Consider the following 23,057-nt stretch of genomic DNA (forward strand, 5'->3'; position numbering starts at 1 on the left):
TTTTGCTTCCTTTTGAAAAATTGCCCTTTATTTTGCCTGTGAGGTTCAAAACCTGGGGTGGTCGGTAAAAATAGTGCCCCTATTTTACCCATGTGGTTCTAAAAAATGAGGTCACGGTAAAAATAGAAGCCTTATTTTACCCGTGAGGTTTCCGAAAATGAGAGAACGGTAAAAATAGAGGCCCTATATTACCCGTGAGGTCCCCAAAGATGAGAGATCGGAATAAATAGAGTTCTTATTTTTAATTAAACTGCGTTTCTCCTATAATGGAAATAACAATATTTTTATGGGAGGCAGGAAACCGATGCTAGCAGTCTTAGAAAAATCAGAAAATGGCTACATCGCACGATTCGAGCGGCAATTTGATCACTCCGTTGAGGAAGTATGGTCCTGGTTAACGAACAACGAAAAATTAGCCAAGTGGTTTAACGAGCTTCGTGTAGGTGAGCTACGCGAAGGCGGGTTTATGAAGTTCGATATGGGCGACGGAACCTTTGAGAAGATGGCCATCACGGACCTCAAAGATCAATCCGTATTGGAGTTTACTTGGGGAAGCGACATGGCAGTGCGATTCGAACTTTCCACGGAAGCCTCGGGCTGCAAGCTGTTTTTAATAGAAAAGATTGAAAAACTCACCCCCCACACACCAAAGGACCTCGCCGGCTGGCATGTATGTCTTGATATGATCAAGGCCCTGATGGATGGCGAAACCATCGAACGGATGGAAGAATGGAAAAAGTGGTATGAGAAATATAAACAAGCTGTGGAGAAAGTATCCCTAATGAATAAAAGACCGGACCGGATATAGACACATTTGGAAGGAGAACTTTATGCGGTATTTACTGTTATTAATCATAGTCGTTCCGGCAGCGGAAATTGGTTTTCTGCTTCTTTCGGGAAAAACAATTGGGGTATGGCCTACCATCCTGCTCATTATTTTGACGGGCGTGTTAGGTGCATACTTAGCCAAAAGAGAGGGTCTTCAAACCATCAGGAAGGCACAGGAGCAGCTTCAAATGGGACAAATCCCGGGCGAAGCGGTTTTGGACGGCATTTGTATCATGATCGGCGGAATCCTGCTGTTAACACCGGGGTTCTTGAGTGACATATTCGGCTTCCTGCTCCTATTCCCTCCAACCCGAAAGCCAGTTAAATTTCTTATGATTAACGCACTAAGAAAACGAATAGAAAAAGGCAATAAACGAATCATAAAATAGGCAAGGGGCCTTAAACCCTGCTTCTGCAAAGGTTTAATGCGGCAAAGCAGCGGAGTGGGGCCCCTGTATTATTCGATAGAGGTATTTTTAAAAAATGGCTCTGTTATAGCTTAATGTTGATTTCACTGTGTTTGAAAAATAAACGGAAAAATTCCGTTTAAATTGGGAAATACCTATATTTCCTTAAAAATAAGGGGAGTTTTTCCGTTTATATGATCCAAATCTTTGTATTTTGTCTTATTTAGAGCAGTTAATCGGAATTTCTCCGCTTATATCTGCTCTTAACCAGTCATCAATATACATTAGCCGGAATTTCTCCGCCTATGAATTTTCATACCTACACGAAAATCAACAATGAATAATAACAGAGCCAAAAAAATAAAAGGGGGTAAGCAGGATGAATTTATCAGGTAACACGATTTTAATAACCGGCGGTGCTTCTGGTATTGGCCTGGCGTTTGCGGAGCGGTTTTTGGAAAGAGGGAACGAGGTCATCATAGTGGGCCGGCGCCAGGAAAAGCTTGAAGAAGCAAAGGCAAAGTATCCTAAACTACATATACATGCTTGTGATATATCTAAATTAGAGGACCGGGTCAAGCTTTCGGAATGGGTTACCAAGGAATTTCCTTCATTAAACATCTTGGTCAACAATGCCGGTATTCAGCAGCGTGTGAATCTCCTCAAACCAGATAAGGATTGGGACTATTACCAAAATGAAATCGCCATTAACGTCGAAGGACCCATTCATCTTTCGATGCTCTTAATCCCGCAATTAAAGAAGCTGAAGGACGCGGCCATCATTAATGTTTCCTCTGGACTGGCGCTGATGCCGGGCGTGTGGGTACCAATATATAGTGCGACAAAAGCAGCCCTTCATTCCTTTACGGTTTCTTTAAGGCAGCAATTAGCGGAAACGAGCATAGAGGTGGTTGAAATTTTCCCACCAGCAGTGAATACAGATTTAGGCGGGGCGGGACTGCATACCTTCGGGGCACCTTTGGACGATTTTGCTGACACCATTTTCCAAGGTTTCGAAAATAACCGCCAAGAAATAGGCTACGGTGATACCGAGAATCGGCTTAAAGCCACAAGAGAAGAAAATTTAAAAGGAAGCCAAAAGGCATGGGAAGGATTTTTGAAAAATAACCCGGATTGGCGGGAGTGAACGGTGTGTAATCAATGGAGAGTGACATTCTGGTCCCCATATCTGTGATGCAGCAAGGTTAATCACGATTTCCTCCATATTTTTATGATTGAAACAATGTGATCACCGTGATAACCTTGAGATTATGTAGAAAAAAAGAGGTGAGGGGATTTTGAACATAAAAGCTTTAACCATTGCGTTGTTTACCGTTATGATATGGGGAGCATCTTTCCCTGCCATTCGTGTGATTTTACATGGAGGCTATTCTCCAGGGCATCTAATCCTCACTCGATACCTTATCGCGTCGGCACTATTTGCGATTTACGCGCTATGGCCCGGTGTTAAATTCCGTCTGCCACAAAAAGGGGATATACTGAAAATTGTGATACTGGGGTTTGTAGGGATCAGTATTTATCATATCGGCGTTGCTTTCGGTGAGAAAACCGTAAATGCAGGAGTCGCGGCGATGCTGATTTCGTCAACGCCTATTTTTACTGCCCTAATTGCCCTATTCGTATTAAGGGAACGGCTAGGGTTGTTTGGCTGGATTGGCTTAGGTTTGGGATTTTTAGGAATCGGTATCATTGCACTTGAAACAGCAGGCTCGTCTTTCCATATCTCCAGCGGGGTGTTCCTTCTATTAATCGCTGCCTTGGGGACATCGGTGATGTTTGCCTTTCAAAAGCCTCTCTTGAGACGCTATTCATCGATAGAATTAACAGCCTACTTTACCTGGGTTGGAACGATTCCTTTTTTCATTTACTTTCCGGGATATTTTCAAGAACTGCAGCACGCAACCCTGGATGCCCATTTATCGGCTATTTATTTAGGGATTTTTCCAACTGCGATTGGCTATGTCACATGGACTATCGCCCTCTCCTTAGGAAAATCCGGGTCGGTTATGAGCATGATATATTTTGAACCGGTATTCGCCATCCTCATTGCCTGGATTTGGATCAATGAACAGCCAAGCTTCATTTCCATCATCGGGGGCGCAGTTGCCATTGCCGGAGTTATCGTCGTTAACACACTCGGATCCAAAAAACACACACCAGCAATCGAACCAGTAAGCGTCCAGCCCCCGCTGTGATGCATGGGGACGGTTCTCATGCCTCAAAATAGTGAGGCATAAGAACCGTCCCCATGCATCATTTTTGTATAAAACTTGATGGATTGATGGGACAATTGATGGTATAATGAGCCTGAACCTGTCATATCGTGAGGAAGGTAGATTACGATGAAACCATTGCAAAGTGATAGTGTGATCCCGCTTTATCATCAGCTTAAGGAAAGATTAAAACAGTCGATTGATAGTGGTGACTGGAAGCCTGGGGATCAAATTCCATCCGAGCATCAATTAATGAATGATTATAATGTTAGTAGAAATACCGCAAAAAAAGCAATTGAGGAACTCGTTCAGGACGGGCTGCTTTATCGAATTCAGGGAAAAGGCACGTTTGTGGCGAAGCCGAAGCTGATGCAGCAATCCTTAATGGGATTATATAGCTTTAGCAAGGGCTTCAAGGAAAAAGGGATGGTCCCTAATGACATTGTCATTGACATCCGGGAAGTCAAACCAACCCCGGAGATTATGGAAGAACTGCAAGTAACCAATGAGGAACATGTCATTGAAATGAAGCGCCTTCGCTGTGTCGATGATAATCCATATATTCTGGAATCCTCCTTCTTTCCAAAAAGAGTGGTACCGAATATGGAGCCTTTGAAGAGGGTGGGAGAGACCTCCCTGTATGATTTGCTTGAGGAGGAATTTAACGTCGTTGTCATCAGGGCAAGAGAGGCGTTTGAACCGGTGTTAATCCGTCCGGACGAAAGTGAATTCCTAAAAACAGAGGCTGGGAAACCCGCACTGTTGTTAGAACGAACCGCCTTTGACACAAGCGGAAAACCGGTAGAATTTTGCCGTTCGATTGTCCGAGGGGACCGTTGCCGGTTTTATACAGAACTTACGTAGGTTCGTCTAATTCAAAAAAAGTCTCGCTGCAAAAGGTGAGGCTTTTTAAAAAATGTATGATTTGCCTGAACTTATGTGGCATGATCATATTTTAAAAAAAGATTTTAATATAATGGTTATTGACTTAAAATTACGAATGGTGCTATATTCTTATTAATTCAAAAAATTTAAGCAATTGCCGTTGTAAGCTTTGACCTCGAGGTGTTTTACTAGTGGTAAGATTAAAAGATATTGCGGAACATGTAGGCGTTTCCATCTCTACGGTTTCGCGGGTCATTCAAAACGACCAAACACGAAATGTGAATCAGGAAACGAAGAATAAGATTTGGCAGGCGGTTAAGGAGTTAGGTTATACACCGAACCAGCATGCCCGTAACCTTGTTCACAACAAACAACAGAAAAGCAATACACGAACGATGAAAATTGGCTGGGTGGCCAATCCCAAGCAAGCGGAAATCAACCCGTACTTTTCCGATATCTATACCGGAATTCGTGATACATTAACGAATCAAGATTACACCCTAATAAGTATTACCAAGGATGAGCTGGAAAATGAATCGCTACTTCTTAAGACAATTCATGACTTGGGGATTGAAGGGTTGCTGCTGATCGACAGGATTGATGACAGCCTGATTGACTACATAAGAAAAACAATTCCTGTGGTAGGACTGGACTTTTTCTATACGGATAAGAATATCGCCATTGTCGATTATGACCGTAAGGAAGCCATTAAAACGGTCGTTAAGCATTTGATTAGCCAAGGACATCGAGAAATTGGGTTTATTGGCGGCGGGGCAAATGAAACCTATAAGGATTTGCATGATGAATCCCGGTTTAAAGGTTTCGAAGCTGCTATGGACGAGGCAGGACTTACTGTTAAGCAGGAATGGATAATCAACACCAAGTGGAAAATGGAAAACAGCTATGAGGGAATGAACCAGCTGATTAAAAGTAACCCTGAATCATTGCCAACCGCTATGGTATGCGCCAGTGACATGATGGCCATAGCTGCTATGAGAGCTGCAATTGAAAATGAGTTAAGAATTCCCGAAGACATCGCCTTCTTTGGTGTGGATAATATCGAAATGGGGAAATATTCTTCACCACCGCTTTCAACTGTTGATATCCCTAAATATGAAATGGGAAAAATGGCAGCGAAGACGATCATGGAAATGGTAGAAGAAAAAGTAACGCTTTCCATCAAGCTGATTTTACCATTTGAATTGGTCGTTCGTGAGTCATCTGCTATAAAACGGACCTAACCGGTTCCTTTTTTTAAAAGCTTTTGGAAAACGTTTGGATAACATGGGGAAAATTTTCCGAAGAAAACGAAATGAGAGGAGAAGGATTATGAAAACGATGACAGCACTCCTGATAGGGGCGGGGGACAGAGGGGCAAGGGCCTATGCGCCATATGCTGCGGCTTATCCAACTGAATTGAAGATTGTCGGTGTCGCGGAGCCGTGGGCCGAAAGAAGAACAAAAGTGCAAGAAGCCCATCAGATTCCGGAGGGAAATTGTTATGGATCGTGGGAAGAGGCACTACAACAGGAGCAGCCGATTGCCGATATTGCCATCATTTGTACTCTCGACAGAGATCATTTCAAGGTAACGATGAGAGCGTTAGAGCTTGGCTATCATGTTCTGTTGGAAAAACCAATGTCTCCTGACCCATTGGAATGTATTTTGATGGAACAACAGGCGAAAAAATATAACCGGCAGCTGACCATCTGCCACGTCTTGAGATATACCGATTTCTGGTCCACGATTAAAAAGGTGATTACGAGTGGGGATATTGGTGAAGTGGTCTCTCTGCAGCTGAATGAAAATGTCGAAGTCATGCATATGTCCCACAGCTTTGTCAGAGGGAATTGGAACAATAAAGAAAAATCGAGTCCCATGATCCTTCAGAAATCCTGCCATGACATGGATATTATCTCGTTTGTGATGGGTAAAGAGTGTAAACGCGTGAGTTCCTATGGCTCGTTGCTGCATTTTAAAGAGGAAAATGCCCCAGCTGGTGCGCCGCTCCGATGTTTGGATGGCTGTCCTGCCGAGCTTGAGTGCCCATTCCATGCTGGTAGATATTATCTTGGCGAAGGAAAGGGCTGGGCAAAGAAATTCACCGAGGACCATACAAACGAAGGGATTATTAAAGCTTTAAACAAAACCCCTTATGGAAAATGCGTGTACCGCTCCGACAATAATGTTGTTGACCATCAGGTGGTAAATATGGAGTTCGAGGACGGTGCCACCGCCACCTTCAGCATGTGCGGTTTTACAAGAGAGCAGACGCGAATCGTCCAGATTATGGGAACAAAAGGAGAAATCCGCGGAAATATGGAAGAAAATAAGATTTCTATCTTTGACTTCCTGACCAAGCAAGAAACCGTCATCCATTTCGATCGGCCTATGGGCGGACATGGCGGCGGTGATCATGGAATCATGAGAACATTCCTTCGGGAAATCCAGATTGGCAAAAACGAGGGCGGGGTTTCTTCTGCTTCTGCTTCCGTTAGAAGCCACCTAATGGCATTTGCTGCTGAAGAATCCCGCTTGCATGAGGGACAATCTATTAATATCGATGACTATTATCAAAGTTTACAAGAAACCATTAAAGCTTAAAGTTGAAAAAATTGGATTGTCACACCACGTTTTCGTGGTGATGCAATAATAAATTAAGAGCAAGAAGAAGGAATGGAATAATTAACTCCATTAGGAAAACGTTTGGATACGGAGGTGGTAAGCGTTATCTAAATTGTTAAGAGAAACCTAAATGGATCAACATGAAGATTTTTTATCATCTAGAAAAACCCTTATGTGTAAAAACAGTAATGAATTGAAAAACTACTAAACTATTTTTGAAAGAAGGGCAAAAGGATGAGAAAATGGCTAATCATGCTTCTAACAGTGGTTCTAGGGTTATTGGGGCTTGCAGGCTGCAGTGATAATGACAAAGCTTCTAGTGATGCGAAGGACGGGAAAGTGGAAATAACCTATGGCATATGGGATAAAAAACAGCTTCCAGCCATTGAAGATATTATCAAGAAATTTAACGAAAAAAATCCAAACATCAAGGTAAAAACGGAGATTACTCCTTATGGACAGTACTTTCAAAAGCTTGAAACAGCAGCAACGGGCGGCGCTTTGCCTGATGTTCTGTGGATGAACGGAGCTCATGTTACTCAATATGCAGAGGGAAAAGTAATCCTTCCAATAAGCGATATGGCAAAAAAGGATAACTATAGTCTAGATAATTATCCGAAGTCATTAATCGACCTTTATACCGTTGACGGAAAAGTTTACGGAATTCCAAAAGACTACGATACAATCGGTTTTTGGTACAATAAAAAGATTTTTGACGATGCAGGTGTACCGTATCCGGATGAAACCTGGGATTGGAATAAATTAAAAGATGTGGCGAAACAGCTGACAAACAAAGATAAAGGGGTTTGGGGCTTTGCTTCAACCATTGCTAACCAAGAAGGCTATTATAATTTCATTTGGCAAAATGGCGGCTATGTTATTTCTAAGGATGGCAAAAAAGCGGGATTTGATGACCCGAAAACAGTCGAAGCCCTTAAATTCTATACCAGTTTCATAAAAGAAGGTTTATCACCAACACAGGCGCAAATGACCGAAACGGCAGCTTCCGAGCTTTTCTCTTCTGGAAAAGTAGCGATGATGCTTGATGGCCCTTGGATGGTACCGGAATATAAGAAGAACCCTGATTTAAATGTAACCGTTCTACCAAAAGGTGAAACCCGCGCGACAGCGATTCATGGATTATCCAATGTGATTGCGGCCAATACAAAGCATAAAGATGCAGCATGGAAATTTGTCCAGTTCTTGGGCTCTAAGGAAGCTGCCGAGATTTATGCGAAAACGGGAACGGTCATTCCAGCGTTTAACGGCGCGCAGGATACTTGGGTGAAATCTGTTCCAAGCCTTAATCTTCAAGCCTTTATTGATGCAAGCGAATATTCTGTGCCGCTGCCGAATGCGAAAAGCACAGGGAAAATTTGGCAATACGAGGTCGATATCCTGAAAAAGGCATGGAGCCAAGAAGAAAGCATTGAAGATGCCGCAAAAGAATTAACGAAAAAAGCAAATGAGGCTTTATCTAAGTAGTAAAAAAAAGAAGAGGAGAATTGATTTCTTCTCTTCCATTTCCTTAAAGGGAGGGAATCATGTGAAAGAAATTCCTCTTCAGACCGAAGTCAAGCCAGCAAAAAAATTAAAGGCTGTGAGCCTTGCAAAGACCAGAAAGCGTTCAGATTACTTTTGGGCGTATCTGATGATTGCCCCGACGATGCTGGGGCTGGCTATTTTTTACCTGTGGCCGATCATCCAAAATTTTTACTTTAGTTTTACGGAATGGGGCTCTTTTGGCCAATATGAGTGGACTGGGCTCGCTAACTACAAGCGGATGCTTGAGGATGCCACGCTCCTGCAATCCTTTAAAAACACGAGCATCTATATAATCTTTACTGTGCCGATTGGAATCTTCCTATCTATTATTATAGCCGTTCTGTTAAACCAAAATATTAAGGGGAAATCGGTTTATCGGACGTTGTATTTTTTACCCGTGATTACCATGCCGGCAGCCATCGCAATGGTTTGGAAATGGCTGTATAACGCGGATTATGGGCTGCTCAACTATCTGTTATCATTAATCGGAATCAAAGGGCCGCAATGGGTCACCGACCCGCATATTGCTTTATATTCGGTCATTGCCGTCGCGATTTGGAGTGGGATTGGCTATAACATGGTTATCTTCCTTTCCGGGCTGCAGGGAATTCCGAAAATGTACTATGAAGCAGCCGAAATCGATGGTGCCGGCCCAATTACGGTATTCTTTAAAATCACCCTGCCCCTTCTGTCACCGGTTATTTTCTTTGTGACTATCATGTCTCTCATCGGGGCGTTCCAGGTGTTTGACTTGATCTTTATGATGATTGGAAAGGGAAGTACGGCATTAGAAAGTACGCAGTCGATTGTGTATTTGTTCTACCAGCATGCCTTCGTATTAAATGACAAGGGATATGCGGCCGCGATTGCAGTGCTGCTGTTAGCGGTCATCCTAATTATTACCGCGATTCAAATGGTGTTACAGAAAAAGTGGGTTCATTATGATTAAAGGAAGTGGTACCATTGCAAAGAACAAAGCAGCTTGTTACAAGTAAAACATTCCTTATCCATTTCATCCTGATTGTGGGAGCGATGGCAATGGTATTGCCTTTCTTATGGATGATTCTCACCTCGCTAAAAACGTACCAAGAGTCCATTCATGTGCCTCCCGTTTTCATTCCTGAGGAGTTCCAATGGGGGAACTACAAAGAGGTGTTTGGGCTCCTGCCTTTTTTCAAATTTATGTACAATACGGTCATCATCACACTGCTTCGGACTGCCGGCCAGCTGTTTTTGTGTTCGCTTGCAGCCTATGCGTTTGCCCGGATTGAATTTCCCGGCAGAAATGCCCTATTTTTGTTAGCGCTGACCGTGTTAATGGTACCGGGTCAAGTGTTTTTGCTGCCGCAATATATGATTATGGTAAAGTTAGGCTGGCTCAATACCCTGTCGGCTGTTGTTGTGCCGGGATTGTTTAGCGCTTTCGGAACCTTCCTGTTGCGTCAGTTCTTTATGGGGCTTCCAAAAGAGTTGGAGGAGGCGGCCCGGCTTGATGGCTGCAACCATTTCCAAATCTATTGGAAAATCATGCTGCCACTCGCCAAACCGGGGTTAATTGCACTGGGGATTTTCACGACGCTTTGGAGCTGGAACGAATTGATGTGGCCAATGATTGTTAATAGTTCGCCGGAATCGATGACATTATCAGTCGGCTTATCCTCCCTGCAAGGCCAATATTTGACCAATTATCCGATTCTCATGGCAGGCTCTTTCTTGGCAATTCTGCCAATGCTGATCCTATTTATCTTCCTGCAAAGACAGTTCATTGAAGGAATTGCCGTTACCGGTGGAAAATAAGGATTTGCTCGGAACCGTTTAGGAAGTTTTTTTGTCTGTTGGGTTGACCCTACAAGTAAGGATGTTATAATAAAATTACAATGTAAATGAACTCATAGCTTCAGTGTCTATGAGTTTTTCTTCAAATCAACTTGTACCAACAACCCATCCTTACATAAATTTTTTTACAGTCGAGGTGCTAAGTATGAAAAAAGCCATTGGCCTTGATATCGGCGGGACCAAGATTGCCGCGGGAATCATCTCAGAAAACGGTAAATTGCTAAAGCGCGCCGAAGTGAAAAGTGATCCTTCAGATCGAGAGCACATGTTTACTAGAGTTGTTGAAGCAGTCGAGCAGGTTCTGAACGGTTCTTCTTTTTTGATTACTGACATAGAAGGCATTGGTGTCGGCGTACCGGGCAAGGTGGACCGGGAGACCGGAATCGCTGTTTTTCAAAATAATCTGCCTTGGGCCCAATTTCCGGTCGCTGACCGCCTTAGGGAACAATTTGGACTCGAGCGTATTGAAATTGACAATGATGTCTATACGGCCGCCTTTGCCGAGTGGATGGCGGCTGGTGGAAACAGAAATGAAACGTTTGTCTATGTAACCGTCAGCACGGGCATCTCCTGCGCCATTATCCATCAAGGTTCCTTTTTCAGAGGGGCAGGGTTTGCCGGTGAGTTTGGATTAATTCCAATTCTAGCAAATGTAGCTGGTCCGAAATTAGAGCGCCTGGAAAAAGCGGCAGCCGGGCCAGCCATTGCAAAATTGGCCGAAAAGGTACTGTCGGGGACTCTATCGACTAAGGAAGTTTTTAAACGTTATCAAGCGGGCGCGGCCGAGTACCAACCAATTATCGATGAAGTGACGAATCATTGGGCACAGGGCCTTTATTCGATTTCCTGTCTATTAGATCCGCATCAAATCGTATTTGGCGGCAGCGTGATCGCCAATAATCCTTTTTTACTTGAAATCATAAAAGAAAAACTAAAATCCTATCAAATTCCTGAACAGCAGCATGTATTAAAGCGGATGTCCGTCAGCACCATCAAGCAGGATAACGGCATCGTCGGAGCGGGCCTCAAGGTATTTGAAGAAAATTAGGGGAGTGTCGTGAATGTTTACGTTAAGTTTGGAAAAATTAAAGCCGTTAGGTGCGGAGATTACCACAGCGGAAATTAAACAGCAGCCTGAATTATGGGCAGAAACGTTTACACTTTATAATGAGAAAATTGAAAAAATCCAATCGTTTTTGCAGAACATAACAGAAAAGCATGGACGGGTTCGCGTCATTTTTACAGGGGCTGGAACTTCTGCTTATGTCGGCGACACCGTTACTCCATATTTAAAAGGAAAAGTCGATGAAAAACAGTGGGATGTGCAGAGTGTTCCAACGACAGCGATTGTGTCCAACCCTTATCAATTTTTGAAAGCCGATATCCCGACTTTGCTGGTTTCTTTTGCGAGAAGCGGCAACAGTCCGGAAAGTGTGGCGACCGTTGAGCTTGCACAGCAAATCGTTACGAATCTCTATCAAATCACGATTACCTGTTCAAAGGAAGGTCAGTTGGCGCAGCGGGCAGCAGGAGATGACGAGAATCTTCTATTATTAATGCCGGAGAAATCCAATGACCAAGGCTTTGCGATGACCGGAAGCTACACCTGTATGGCGCTAACTGCCCTGCTTATTTTCGATACATTGTCAGATGAAGAAAAGGGACAGATTGTTAAAACCATCCGCACTATGGGGGAAAGTGTCATCAGTAGAGAAGCGGAAATCTCAGAAATGCTTGCAGTTGATTTTGAACGGATTATTTATCTTGGTTCCGGCGGCTTTGAAGGCTTGGCGAGGGAAGCACAGTTGAAAATTCTTGAACTGACTGCGGGAAAAATTGCTACCGCTTTTGATTCATCGCTTGGATTCCGTCACGGTCCGAAGTCATTTGTGAATGATAAAGCTGTCATATTCACGTTTGTGTCCAACCAGCCTTATACCCGCCAGTACGATTTGGATATGTTAAATGAATTGAAGCAGGACCAGGTAGCGAGCCTCATTTGTGCAATCTCTGTTGACGGGGACAGCAATTATACTGGTGATACATTCTTATTTGACCGTGAGGCAGGGACTGTACCGGATGCTTACCTGTCACTGCCATTTGTGATGGTTGGGCAGACTATCGCTCTGCTTTCTTCCATAAAAGTAGGGAATACACCGGATACGCCATCACCGAGCGGAACTGTCAATCGGGTGGTTAAAGGGGTAACGATTCACGAATATAAAAGTTAAGCTGTTAACGTAAATATTGTTGCTTCTTTCTATAGAATTGAAGCAATAAAGCGTAATATTGACACTTTTTTGAGGTGTTTTCAGGCTTTATTTGTGAATCCAGCACTTTTATTTGCGATTTTACGAGTTTTATTTGCGAATTCAACCCTTTTATTTGCGATTTTGCAATTTTTATTTGCGAAACCTTATTAGCAAAATCTCTTAGAATAGGGACAAAAAATTAACAAGGATGTCATCCGCATCCATTTTTCATAGAGGTGCAGGTATGAAGCTATTTATTTATGCAGATCAGTTTTTTCTTGAGGATGGGGTGGCAGGACCTGGTTATCTGGAAATTAAAGAGGGTAAATTTTCCTATTACCATCATCAACTGCCGAATCCGTCTGGGACAGTTATCGATTATTCCGGCTATTGGATCGCTCCAGGTTTGGTTGACACGCATATTCATGGCTTCCAAAACCACGATGTCATGGACAATGACCCAGAGGGGTTAAAGGCAATTTCCGAGGGGCTGCTCTCGTGTGGTGTGACTTCGTTTTTGCCAACCACTCTGACCTCCTCTACGGAGGCATTGAACGATGTGGTGACGATGATTGGCGAACATTATTCGAGCGTTCCAGGAGCGAAAATCCGAGGAATCTTTTTAGAAGGTCCATTTTTTACAGAAAAACATAAAGGCGCTCAAAACACCAAATATTTCTGTGACCCATCAGTGGAAAAGCTGGAAACCTGGCAAGAAAAATCAAATCGTTTCATCAGAAAAATTGCCCTTGCTCCAGAACGGAATGGGGCACTGGAATTTATCGAACATGCTGTGAAGGCTCAGGTAACGGTGGCGTTAGCCCATAGTGATGCCACCTATGCAGAGGCAAAAGAGGCGGTTGAGAAGGGCGCATCGATCTTTGTTCATACCTTCAACGGCATGAGCGGACTGCATCATCGCGAGCCGGGGATGGCAGGCGCAGCCATAAGTCTGCCAAATGTGTTTGCGGAAGTTATTTGTGACGGTCACCATGTCCATCCTGCAGCCGCCCATATTTTAATGAATGCCCGGGGCAGAAAGGAAACGGTTCTCGTTACTGATTGCATGATGGCAGGCGGGATGCCGGATGGCCGTTATCAGCTAGGTGAATTTCCAGTTGTAGTGAAAGGCGGGGCTGCCCGTTTGGAGAGCGGAAGCCTGGCGGGGAGTATTTTGCAATTAATCGAAGCTGTTAAAAATGTAGTGGATTGGGGGATTGCAACCCCGGAGGAAGCCATCTATATGGCCAGCACCGCACCTGCGAAAAGCATTCAACTGGACGAGGAATGCGGCAAAATCGCCAATGGTCTTGCAGCCGATTTTATTGTGCTGACACCGGACCTGGAGCTTGCGGCGACGTATCTCGACGGTGTTTGCCGGTACAAGGCAGAAAACTTCACGCAGAAAGAGGGAGTCCGATGATTTTAACGGTCACGATGAACCCGTCCGTGGATATTTCTTACCCGATTCCTGAATTTAAGCTTGATGATGTAAACCGGGTCGCTGCCGTTAGAAAAACGGCAGGCGGCAAGGGTTTAAACGTCGCCCGTGTCATCAAACAGCTGGGCGAGAACGTTCTGGCGACCGGCGTCCTGGGCGGAACGATTGGCGACTACATCATTCAGGAATTGACGAAAGCCGAGATTGAAAATAATTTTTTAAAGATAAACCAAGAATCAAGAAACTGCATCGCGATTCTCCATGACGGCAAGCAGACGGAAATTTTGGAATCGGGACCAACCTTGACGAATGAAGACGGTTCTGCCTTTCTAGCAAAATACGAAACTCTTCTGTCTAATGTATCTTTGGTAACCATCTCGGGCAGTTTACCGAAAGGTCTGCCTTCTAGCTTTTACCGGCAGATGGTCGAGATGGGTCGGGAAAAGGGTATTCCTGTGATTGTGGATACATCAGGGGAGTCGCTGCGGCAAGTTCTGTTATATAACGTAAAGCCATTTGCCATTAAGCCCAATATCACGGAGCTAACGCAGCTGCTCGACAGGGAAGTGGAACAAAGCATTAGCAGCCTGTCGGAGGCGTTAGAAGACGAAATGTTTCAGGGAATTGAGTGGATTGTCGTATCCATGGGCGGGGAAGGTGCCTTTGTTAAGCAGGGTTCAGATTTTTACCGGGTTACCATCCCTTCGATTGATGTGGTGAATCCTGTTGGTTCCGGGGATGCGACGGTAGCCGGGCTTGCAGTCGCTTTGAAACACCAGCAGCCTGTCCCGGTTGTGCTGAAAACGGCGATGACCACGGGGATGCTGAATACGATGGAAGCTACAACTGGCCATATTAATACTGCAAAATTTGCTGAATTTTTCGAGTGTGTTCAAGTGGAAAAAATAGATTACTAGAGGTGAATGTCTATGTTAAAGCTAACGAAAAATAAACTAGAAGCCCTTAAACGTTTGTCCGATGAAAATGGAATCATTGGTGCATTGGCGATTGACCAGCGCGGTTCCTTAAAGAAAATGATTGCCTCCGGCAGCAAAAGTCCTGTTGGCGATGAGGGTATTGTCCGCTTTAAACAATTGGTCTCTGAAGAACTGACACCCTATGCAACTTCGATTCTATTAGATCCGGAATATGGTCTGCCTGCCTCAAAAGTCCGTCATCCAGAAGCGGGCTTATTAGTGGCCTATGAAAAAACTGGCTATGATGCCACCGCGGTTGGCCGGTTGCCTGATTTACTGACTGAATGGTCAGTACGGCGCTTAAAGGAAGCGGGCGCCGATGCAGTGAAATTTTTGCTGTATTATGATGTCGATGAAGATGAAAAAATTAATGAATATAAGCATGTGTACATGGAGCGCGTAGGCTCTGAGTGTGCGGCGGAGGATATTCCGTTTTTCCTTGAGATTGTTACCTACGATGCCCAAAACGATGATGTGAAAAGCTTGGAGTATGCGAAAGTGAAGCCGCATAAGGTGATTGAGGCGATGAGAGAATTCTCCAAGCCGCAGTACCAGGTGGACGTTTTGAAAGTAGAAGTGCCTGTTGATATGAACTTTGTTGAAGGGTACACGGACGAGGAAGTCGCTTACTCGAAGGAAGAAGCAGCTGGCTATTTCAAGGAGCAAAGCGAAGCAACGGACCTTCCGTTTATCTTCTTAAGCGCCGGTGTAAGTGCCCAATTGTTCCAGGAAACATTGAAATTTGCAAAGGCATCCGGGTCCACCTTTAACGGTGTCTTATGCGGCCGGGCTACCTGGAAGAACGGTGTTGCTCCATTTGCCGAACAAGGTGAAGACGCAGGCCGTGCTTGGCTCCAGGGCACTGGCAGTAGAAATATCCTGGAACTGAACGCAGTCTTGAAAGAAACGGCCAGCTCTTGGTTTGAAAAGACCGCTCTAGGAATCTATCGCTAGTATTCATAATATTTCACATTCTTAAAGCCGGGTTCGTCATGAATTCCGGCTTTTTGTCTATGGTCGGCATGTTTAGCCACAAACTTAATTTTTTCCAAAGGTCCTAATACTGCCTTTCGTTTCCTTTAAAGCCATACCGCCATTTACTTTACTATTAAATATTTTACTATTAAATATTTTAATGTTAAAATAAATTTTGAGAGGAGATGGATGACAATGTCTAATAGATTAGAAGGTAAAGTGGCTCTCATCACTGGAGGCGCAGGAGGTATAGGCAAAGGGATGGCAAAGGCGTTCGTGAAAGAAGGCGCGAAAGTTGCAATCGTAGACCTAAATGGGGAATTAGGTCAGCAAGCCATTCAAGAATTACGTGAGTATCAGCCTGAATCGATTTTTATTGAAGCCAATCTTGCTGAACATGATAAGCTTGGAGGCATCATTAAGCAGGCTGTCGACCACTTTGGAAAGCTTGATATTTTGGTGAACAATGCCCATGCTTCAAGGCAGGCACCATTTGAACAAACAACCAAAGAAATGCTGGATCTTTCTTTTAACACAGGATTTTATCCAACCTTTTACCTGATGCAGGCTGCTTTGCCATATTTAAAAGAAACAAAGGGAAAAATCATTAACTTTGCGTCTGGTGCGGGAATTAATGGGGATGCGACTCAAGCATCTTATGCAGCCGCAAAGGAAGCCATCCGTGCGATTTCCCGGGTTGCCGCAAATGAATTTGGTCCGTTTGGCATCAACGTCAACATCATCTCACCGATTGCCAACTCGCCTGGTGTCCAACAATGGGCGAAGGAACATCCTGATTATTACCAGGGTATGCTTTCAAGAATACCAATGAGAAGATTAGGGGAAGTTGAAAGTGACATTGGCAGAGTCGCTGTCTTTTTAGCTAGCGAGGATGCAAATTATATTACCGGACAGACCATTATGGTAGACGGCGGGGCAATTAAACTCGTCTAGGAGGATCCTTTGGAAAAAGATAATATTTTTAAACTTATTCATACAGTTGAACTATTTACAAATGAGGCAATTATACGCTGGAACAAAGCTTTTCAGCATAATATCGGTATATCCCCCATTCTCGTATTGGCTGAACTAAAAGTGAAAGGGCCCCAAAAACAGACGGTATTGGCAGAAAAGCTAGGCTATACACCCGGGGCAATGACCAACATTGCCAATCGACTAATCAAGCTCGGTTTTGCGGAACGGAAATACAATGAAGAGGACCGGCGTACTGTGTTCTTATCGATTACAAAGGAAGGTACTGCTGTTCTCCGTGAGGCGCAGAAAAAGGGGCAGGAATTAAGAACTCAATTATTTCAGGTATTAACTGAAGAAGAGGTACAGCAATTTTTATCTATTCATGAAAAATTGCTGAAAAACTTCGAACATATTTAACAGCGTTATTTTTTAAATCTTTATGTACAAAGGGGACGAGAAGATGAGAAGAGTGGAAGGAAAAGTTGCGTTAGTGACAGGCGGGGCTTCCGGAATTGGGCTGTCAGCCGCCACTTTGCTTGCAAGAGAAGGGGCAAAGGTAGTAATCGCTGACTTTAATGTTGAAGGTGCGAAAGAGGCAGCCGCAAAAATTAAGCAGCAAGGCGGGGAAGCAGCTGGTATTTTTCTTGATGCGGGGAACGAGGAATCGATTAAGGCTGCGGTTGATTTTACGGTAGAACATTACGGAACAATAACCGTTTTATTTAATAATGTTGGCCTGACAAATCTGCATAAAGATCTTGATGTTGTCAATATTGACTTGGATGAATGGGACCGGCTGATGAATGTGAATGCCAAAAGTGTTCTTTTGGGCAGTCGATTTGCGATACCGCATATGATTAAAGCAGGGGGCGGGTCGATTATTAACACAACATCAATGGCCGCATTTGCCGGTGACTCCACCCGTTCGGCTTACGGTGCCTCAAAGGCAGCAGTTGCCAACCTGACTCGCTATATTGCAGCCCAATACGGAAAAGATGGGATACGTTGCAATGCAGTAGCACCAGGGTTAATTCTGACACCTGCCGCAAAGAATAATATGCCGCAGGAAGTGCTTGATATTTTTGCGAAATTTAACGCACTGCCGTACCATGGTGAAGCGGATGATATTGGTTACACGGTAGTGTTTCTTGCTTCAGATGAATCTAAATTTATTACCGGACAAACGATTCAAGTGGAAGGCGGGCACTATATGGCCAATCCAAGCATTGCTGATTTTAATCAATTTTTGGAGAAGGCACGTAATCAATAGGTTTGTGACGAAATCTTAAGGACCTGTGGAGGTCCTTTTTTTCAATACAATAGTGGATGTTTCATTAAGTTTCATTAACCTGTGTTTAAATTAGTTTCCTAAGCATTTCGGTCTCTATAAGATCTATAAGCCCAAGTCATAGGATCTGATTTCTGAAAATATTGAATAATATAAAATCCGATGGTACACTAAAAAATAACTAAATTTGTTAATAAAGCACCAAGACTTTTTCTCCACCTTTTGCACTTTATTTTTAAAGTCGAGGAGGTAATGATGTTAAATCATAATATTGCCAATCAAAACCAGAAGGATGGCAAGGGCGCCAGTCGACTTGCCGAACAGCTATCAGCGAAGATCGATAATTTTCTTATTCTTTGTGTCTATGAGCAGGAGCATAAATTGGAAGAAGACGAGTGGGGAGAAGTGAATCAATTAAACGGATCGCTTATGGAGATTCCGCTTTTTACTAATGTTAATGGAAGCAGGTCATTTATTATTTGGGATCGAGTATATCAAGAGAGCGCACATGTCTTTAATAGCCTGCGGTTATTAGCAAGAAATCGATTAATACGATTAATTGCGGAAAATATAGTGACATTCCTGTTAACGAAGTACAAAAAGTTATCTCCTGTTTTCACCAATATTCTTAATGATAAGAGATTGAAAAATAGATCCATTCAATATATTGAAGATATCTTAAAGAGAGACACTTTTTTAGTGAATGATCAGGCATGGCAAAATTTCTGTCAATGGTTCAGAGTTCATTTGACTGAATGGGTATTGGAGGACATGGAACATTCACTAGGGAAAAACAAGTTAGTTACACTCGATAAAAAAGAATTAAATGAACTTTTCTATGAATATATTTCCAAGAATTTATCTAGTAATAAACAATTCCTCTTGCGATTTACTGATATTGTTAATGCTTATACATTTGACTGGGTTCAGAAGATTATCGACTTTTTAAATTTAGAAAATTACTCTGTCCAGCAAATTGAAGCAATGCTTTATTTAAAGGAAGACACGTCACATTTTGAGTTCCCGATGACTTCTCCGATCAACGAATTAACCTTTAATTTAGCGATTCATGATTATATATACGTCATGAACAATTCACCATACCAATCTGTCCGCGAAGCATTTTATAAAATGTGTTTTCAACAAAAACAAAATGAATCTAATTTATGGCCTACAACTACTTTAGTAAAAGGCAGTTTAGAAGGAATTCTCCAAATCAAACCATTTAAAAAAGACCATTATCCGTTTAACAAAAACCACTCTATTGTCAAAGATACTTGGAATGATATCCAAGTTTTATCCGACTTGGAAGCTGATATATTTGACGCACTATGCACATTTTTCTTATCTATCGCAAAGCATACTGACGACATAGTGGAAATTCAATTAGATGACCTGTTAGCGATTAGAGGTTTAAAACCCAAATTAGGTGGTGAAGGCCGCCGCGGAGGGTACGAGGAAAAACAGAGACGACAAGTTTTGAAATCGCTCTCAATTATTCAAAAGCTTTGGATTGAATTGGAGAAGACGATCGTTTATGAAAAAGGGAAGCCTGTTGAGACAAAGCTGCAGGGAAGGGCGTTTGTTTTTGTTGATCAAAATCACAAGGAATTTCCAATAACAGAAGAATCTATAGAAAGAAAGATTAGATATAAAGTGGATCAAGTTTTTGCAAAGTACCTGTTTGGTTCTGGACGCCAAGTTGCACTTCTCCCATTAAAAGTATTGCATTATGATCCATATCGAAAAACTTGGGAAAAGCGGCTATTAAGATATTTAAGCTGGCGGTGGCGAATTCAGGCAAGGAAGGGTCATTTTCTACAACCGAATAAGATAAGCACATTGCTAGAGGCGATCGGTGTGAGAATAAATGAGCGGACGCCATCACGGACAAGGGAACGATTCGAAAAAGCATTGGACACTTTGCAGCAGGATGGTTTAATTGGAGCATGGTATTATGAAAAATGGGATGAGGCAATAGCAGAACAAAAAGGCTGGGGCCGGATCTGGATGAACGCAATGATTCTAATAGATCCACCTAAATTTATTAAGGAGCAATACCGTCCAATCAAGAGAAGTCAGCAAGGAAAGAGTATGAAGCATCCATCGAAAGAGTTGATCGGGGAAGTGGATGAAATAATCGGAGAGCGTTTCAGGGAGACCCGAGAAAAATATAATCTGCCATTGGCAGTTGTATCTGAGGAGCTGGAAATTTCAACTTCCTATTTAAGTAATATTGAACGAGGAAAAAAGATTCCATCTAAAAAAATACAAACAAAACTGTTGAATTGGCTGGAGCGATTTTAGTAAGCCAGGAAGGACCTTATGCATAGAAAATGTGCATCAGGTTCTTTTTTTTTGTTCAAAAAGGTTTATCTCTTACCAATGTCGTGGTAGTTGTGAACGGTTGTCGTGATCATTGCGTACATAAAAAAATATTCTTATTTTCTCAAGCCTGTCAGGTCTACCTTCCTTAGCTTTTTTCCATTTTTATTTCGCCTAATAATTAAATAATATAAGATGGTTTATTTTCTGAATTTTTAAAATCAATCATTTATGATAAGAAACAAGTTTTCAATTTTGAGATTGGGGTGGTAAACACAATGAATGAAAACGCTTCCTATGAAAGCTTGGAGCCATTATTTTTTCCCCGTTCTGTCGCCGTATTAGGCGCATCAGAAAATCCTAATAAGCTTGGTCATATCCAAGTAAAGGCTCTACTAGATGGTAATTTTACAGGGGAAATTTATCCGATTAACCCGAGGTCATCAGAGATAGCTGGCTTGACATGTTACCCATCTTTAACAGAGGTCCCTGGATCGGTTGATTTAGCGATCTTCTGCGTTAGTGCCAATCAAGTTCAACAAAGCCTGGAGGATTGCGCCAAGAAAAGAGTAAAGGCCGGCATCATCTTTGCCTCAGGATATTCAGAAACGGGGGAAGAGGGAAAAAGGCAGCAAGCAATAATGGCGGAGATGGCCCGCAAAAACGGTATCCGCTTCATTGGCCCTAACTGCGTGGGCTTGGTCAACACCATTAACGGACTAGTCGGGACTTTTTCTCCAGGGGTTATGAGCCACCCCTTACAGGAGGAGCGGGCTGTAGGTTACGTTTCACAAAGCGGCGCCTTTGGCGTTCTTACGTATATGGCAGCAGCGCAGCATGGACTAACCTTTAATTATTTTGTGAGCGTGGGGAATGAAATGGATATAGAATTTGCGGATGTCGTCGAATACATGATTCATGATCCGAAGACTAAGGTGATCAGCGGTTATCTTGAAGGAGCGAAGGATCCAGCTAAATTGCGGCGCTTAGCAAAAGAAGCACTTAATTGTAATAAGCCGATAATCGTGATGAAAACAGGGCGCAGTAACGCGGGAAGCCGGGCGGCAGCTTCCCATACCGGTTCTCTTGCCGGCTCCGATCAAATCTATGATGCCTTTTTTAAACAAACAGGAATAGTCAGAGCGAATGACTATGAAGAAATCATTTCGTTTTCCAAGCTCTTCTTATCAGGGAAACTTCCAACGGGACGCAATACCGTCATTATTTCCAGTTCAGGGGGAAGAGGCATCAATGAAGCCGACCGCTGTGAAGCTAATGGGCTCCAAATCATCCCGCTTTGCGAAGAAACAAGGACGAAAATTAAACAGTGTCTCCCGTCGTTTGCAAGTGCGTCTAACCCGATTGATTTGACTGCCGCAGCTTCGGTAACAAACCCTGAGTTATTTACTGCACCACTAAAAGCACTTGTGGAGGACCCGGAGGTAGATAATATTATTTTCACCGAATTCCCAATGTTTTGGAAGGCAGATCATCCACTGCTAAAGGAATTTATCCAAACCTGCAAACAATCCGATAAATTCGTGCTCGTGACGACCTTCCCGTTACAAGGAATGTCCATTCCAAAAGCTGCACCAGAACTAGAGAGAAATGGCATTCCTGTGATACCAGGTGATTTGAATCCGATTAGTTCTCTCGCCAAACTTGTCGGATACAGTGACAAATACCGGAAGAATCAGCTGGCCAATACCCAGGAGAAAGCTTTTAAACAAGAGAGGCAGGATGCCAAACAATTATTGCATCATCTGCTAAAGCCGGGTGCCGCTCTAAGTGAATTTGAAGCCAGTAAATTGTTAGCGCAATACGACATTCCAACTGCGAAAAAGGCATTGGCGCAAACCTTAGAAGAAGCGGTTCAGCATGCTGATACAATCGGTTATCCGGTCGTCCTAAAGATTGATTCAAAAGACATCCCGCACAAAACGGAGGCAAATGGTATCCGGTTAAATATTGAAAACGAGCGGGAGCTGCAAAGCGCCTATGCTGATATTCTGCGCTCAGCCAAACTGTATAAATCAGACGCTGTAATAAACGGGGTATCCGTTCACGAAATGCTGCCAAAAGGCATTGAAGTCATTGTCGGCGTTACAAAGGATCCTGCCTTTGGACCGGTCATCATGTTTGGATTAGGCGGCATTTTTGTAGAGACATTTAAAGACATATCTTTCCGGGTTGCACCTATCACCAGACAGGATGCAGCCGAAATGATTGAGGAGATAAAGGCAAGGGCAATTCTTAAGGGAGTGCGGGGCCAGTCTCCAGCAGATCTGGATGCCATTATGGATGTGCTATTGAATATCTCCGATTTAATTATGGATGCCAATGGTTTAATCGAGGAATTGGATATTAATCCAATCATTGTCTATGAAAACGGCCTAAAAGCAGCGGATGCTTTAATCATCGCAAGTCATCCAGTTTTGGAACAATCAGAGGTTATGGGGTGAAA

At 43.1% G+C, this 23,057-nt stretch carries 20 protein-coding genes; all 20 read left to right on the plus strand.

What is annotated here, in order from left to right:
• Positions 1–304: 304 nt before the first annotated feature.
• The 20 genes from ACNQGS_RS11875 to ACNQGS_RS11970 all read left to right on the plus strand — a co-directional run bounded on the left by ACNQGS_RS11875 (position 305) and on the right by ACNQGS_RS11970 (position 23,055).
• The gene (locus tag ACNQGS_RS11875; protein WP_491487464.1) at positions 305–808 is read left to right on the plus strand and encodes an SRPBCC family protein; all 504 of its coding nucleotides are present in this window, start codon (positions 305–307) and stop codon (positions 806–808) included.
• Positions 809–830: 22 nt separating this feature from the next.
• Positions 831–1,217 carry an FxsA family protein gene (locus tag ACNQGS_RS11880; protein WP_491487465.1) on the plus strand — a complete coding sequence of 129 codons (387 nt, stop codon included), beginning with the start codon at positions 831–833 and terminating at the stop codon, positions 1,215–1,217.
• Positions 1,218–1,614: 397 nt separating this feature from the next.
• On the plus strand, positions 1,615–2,382 hold the full coding sequence (locus ACNQGS_RS11885) for an SDR family oxidoreductase (RefSeq protein WP_491487466.1): 768 nt from the start codon (positions 1,615–1,617) through the stop codon (positions 2,380–2,382).
• Positions 2,383–2,533: 151 nt separating this feature from the next.
• Positions 2,534–3,451: a DMT family transporter gene (locus ACNQGS_RS11890; RefSeq protein ID WP_491487467.1), complete on the plus strand. Its 918-nt coding sequence runs from the start codon at positions 2,534–2,536 to the stop codon at positions 3,449–3,451.
• A gap of 147 nt (positions 3,452–3,598) precedes the next feature.
• Positions 3,599–4,333, plus strand: coding sequence for a GntR family transcriptional regulator (locus tag ACNQGS_RS11895; protein WP_491487468.1), 735 nt, complete (start codon positions 3,599–3,601; stop codon positions 4,331–4,333).
• A 212-nt stretch (positions 4,334–4,545) separates the two neighbouring features.
• A complete protein-coding gene (locus ACNQGS_RS11900) occupies positions 4,546–5,595 on the plus strand; it encodes a LacI family DNA-binding transcriptional regulator (RefSeq protein ID WP_491487469.1) in 1,050 nt (349 codons plus the stop codon).
• An 88-nt stretch (positions 5,596–5,683) separates the two neighbouring features.
• Entirely contained in the window at positions 5,684–6,958 is a 1,275-nt protein-coding gene (locus tag ACNQGS_RS11905) for a Gfo/Idh/MocA family protein (protein ID WP_491487470.1), read from the plus strand.
• 255 nt (positions 6,959–7,213) lie between these two features.
• Complete coding sequence (locus ACNQGS_RS11910) at positions 7,214–8,464, plus strand: ABC transporter substrate-binding protein (protein WP_491487471.1); 1,251 nt, start codon at positions 7,214–7,216, stop codon at positions 8,462–8,464.
• A gap of 70 nt (positions 8,465–8,534) precedes the next feature.
• A complete protein-coding gene (locus tag ACNQGS_RS11915) occupies positions 8,535–9,473 on the plus strand; it encodes a carbohydrate ABC transporter permease (RefSeq protein ID WP_491487561.1) in 939 nt (312 codons plus the stop codon).
• A gap of 83 nt (positions 9,474–9,556) precedes the next feature.
• Positions 9,557–10,321 (plus strand): carbohydrate ABC transporter permease, encoded by a 765-nt coding sequence (locus ACNQGS_RS11920; protein ID WP_491487562.1) that lies wholly within the window; start codon positions 9,557–9,559, stop codon positions 10,319–10,321.
• 184 nt (positions 10,322–10,505) lie between these two features.
• On the plus strand, positions 10,506–11,408 hold the full coding sequence (locus ACNQGS_RS11925) for an ROK family protein (RefSeq protein ID WP_491487472.1): 903 nt from the start codon (positions 10,506–10,508) through the stop codon (positions 11,406–11,408).
• 13 nt (positions 11,409–11,421) lie between these two features.
• A complete protein-coding gene (locus tag ACNQGS_RS11930) occupies positions 11,422–12,591 on the plus strand; it encodes an SIS domain-containing protein (protein ID WP_491487473.1) in 1,170 nt (389 codons plus the stop codon).
• 265 nt (positions 12,592–12,856) lie between these two features.
• Entirely contained in the window at positions 12,857–14,035 is a 1,179-nt protein-coding gene (gene nagA / locus ACNQGS_RS11935; RefSeq protein WP_491487474.1) for an N-acetylglucosamine-6-phosphate deacetylase, read from the plus strand.
• Positions 14,032–14,970: a tagatose-6-phosphate kinase gene (lacC, locus tag ACNQGS_RS11940; protein WP_491487475.1), complete on the plus strand. Its 939-nt coding sequence runs from the start codon at positions 14,032–14,034 to the stop codon at positions 14,968–14,970. Before nagA ends, lacC begins: the two co-directional genes overlap by 4 nt.
• Positions 14,971–14,982: 12 nt before the next feature.
• Positions 14,983–15,984, plus strand: coding sequence for a tagatose-bisphosphate aldolase (lacD, locus tag ACNQGS_RS11945; protein WP_491487476.1), 1,002 nt, complete (start codon positions 14,983–14,985; stop codon positions 15,982–15,984).
• A 216-nt stretch (positions 15,985–16,200) separates the two neighbouring features.
• Positions 16,201–16,959 carry an SDR family NAD(P)-dependent oxidoreductase gene (locus tag ACNQGS_RS11950; RefSeq protein ID WP_491487477.1) on the plus strand — a complete coding sequence of 253 codons (759 nt, stop codon included), beginning with the start codon at positions 16,201–16,203 and terminating at the stop codon, positions 16,957–16,959.
• Between the two features lie 9 nt (positions 16,960–16,968).
• The gene (locus tag ACNQGS_RS11955; RefSeq protein WP_423799813.1) at positions 16,969–17,397 is read left to right on the plus strand and encodes a MarR family winged helix-turn-helix transcriptional regulator; all 429 of its coding nucleotides are present in this window, start codon (positions 16,969–16,971) and stop codon (positions 17,395–17,397) included.
• 43 nt (positions 17,398–17,440) lie between these two features.
• Positions 17,441–18,250: an SDR family NAD(P)-dependent oxidoreductase gene (locus tag ACNQGS_RS11960; protein ID WP_423799812.1), complete on the plus strand. Its 810-nt coding sequence runs from the start codon at positions 17,441–17,443 to the stop codon at positions 18,248–18,250.
• Between the two features lie 273 nt (positions 18,251–18,523).
• Positions 18,524–20,575 carry a helix-turn-helix domain-containing protein gene (locus ACNQGS_RS11965; RefSeq protein ID WP_491487478.1) on the plus strand — a complete coding sequence of 684 codons (2,052 nt, stop codon included), beginning with the start codon at positions 18,524–18,526 and terminating at the stop codon, positions 20,573–20,575.
• 296 nt (positions 20,576–20,871) lie between these two features.
• Positions 20,872–23,055 carry an acetate--CoA ligase family protein gene (locus tag ACNQGS_RS11970; RefSeq protein ID WP_491487479.1) on the plus strand — a complete coding sequence of 728 codons (2,184 nt, stop codon included), beginning with the start codon at positions 20,872–20,874 and terminating at the stop codon, positions 23,053–23,055.
• Positions 23,056–23,057: the final 2 nt, after the last annotated feature.

This window comes from Neobacillus sp. PVCKKU3 (assembly GCF_058323225.1).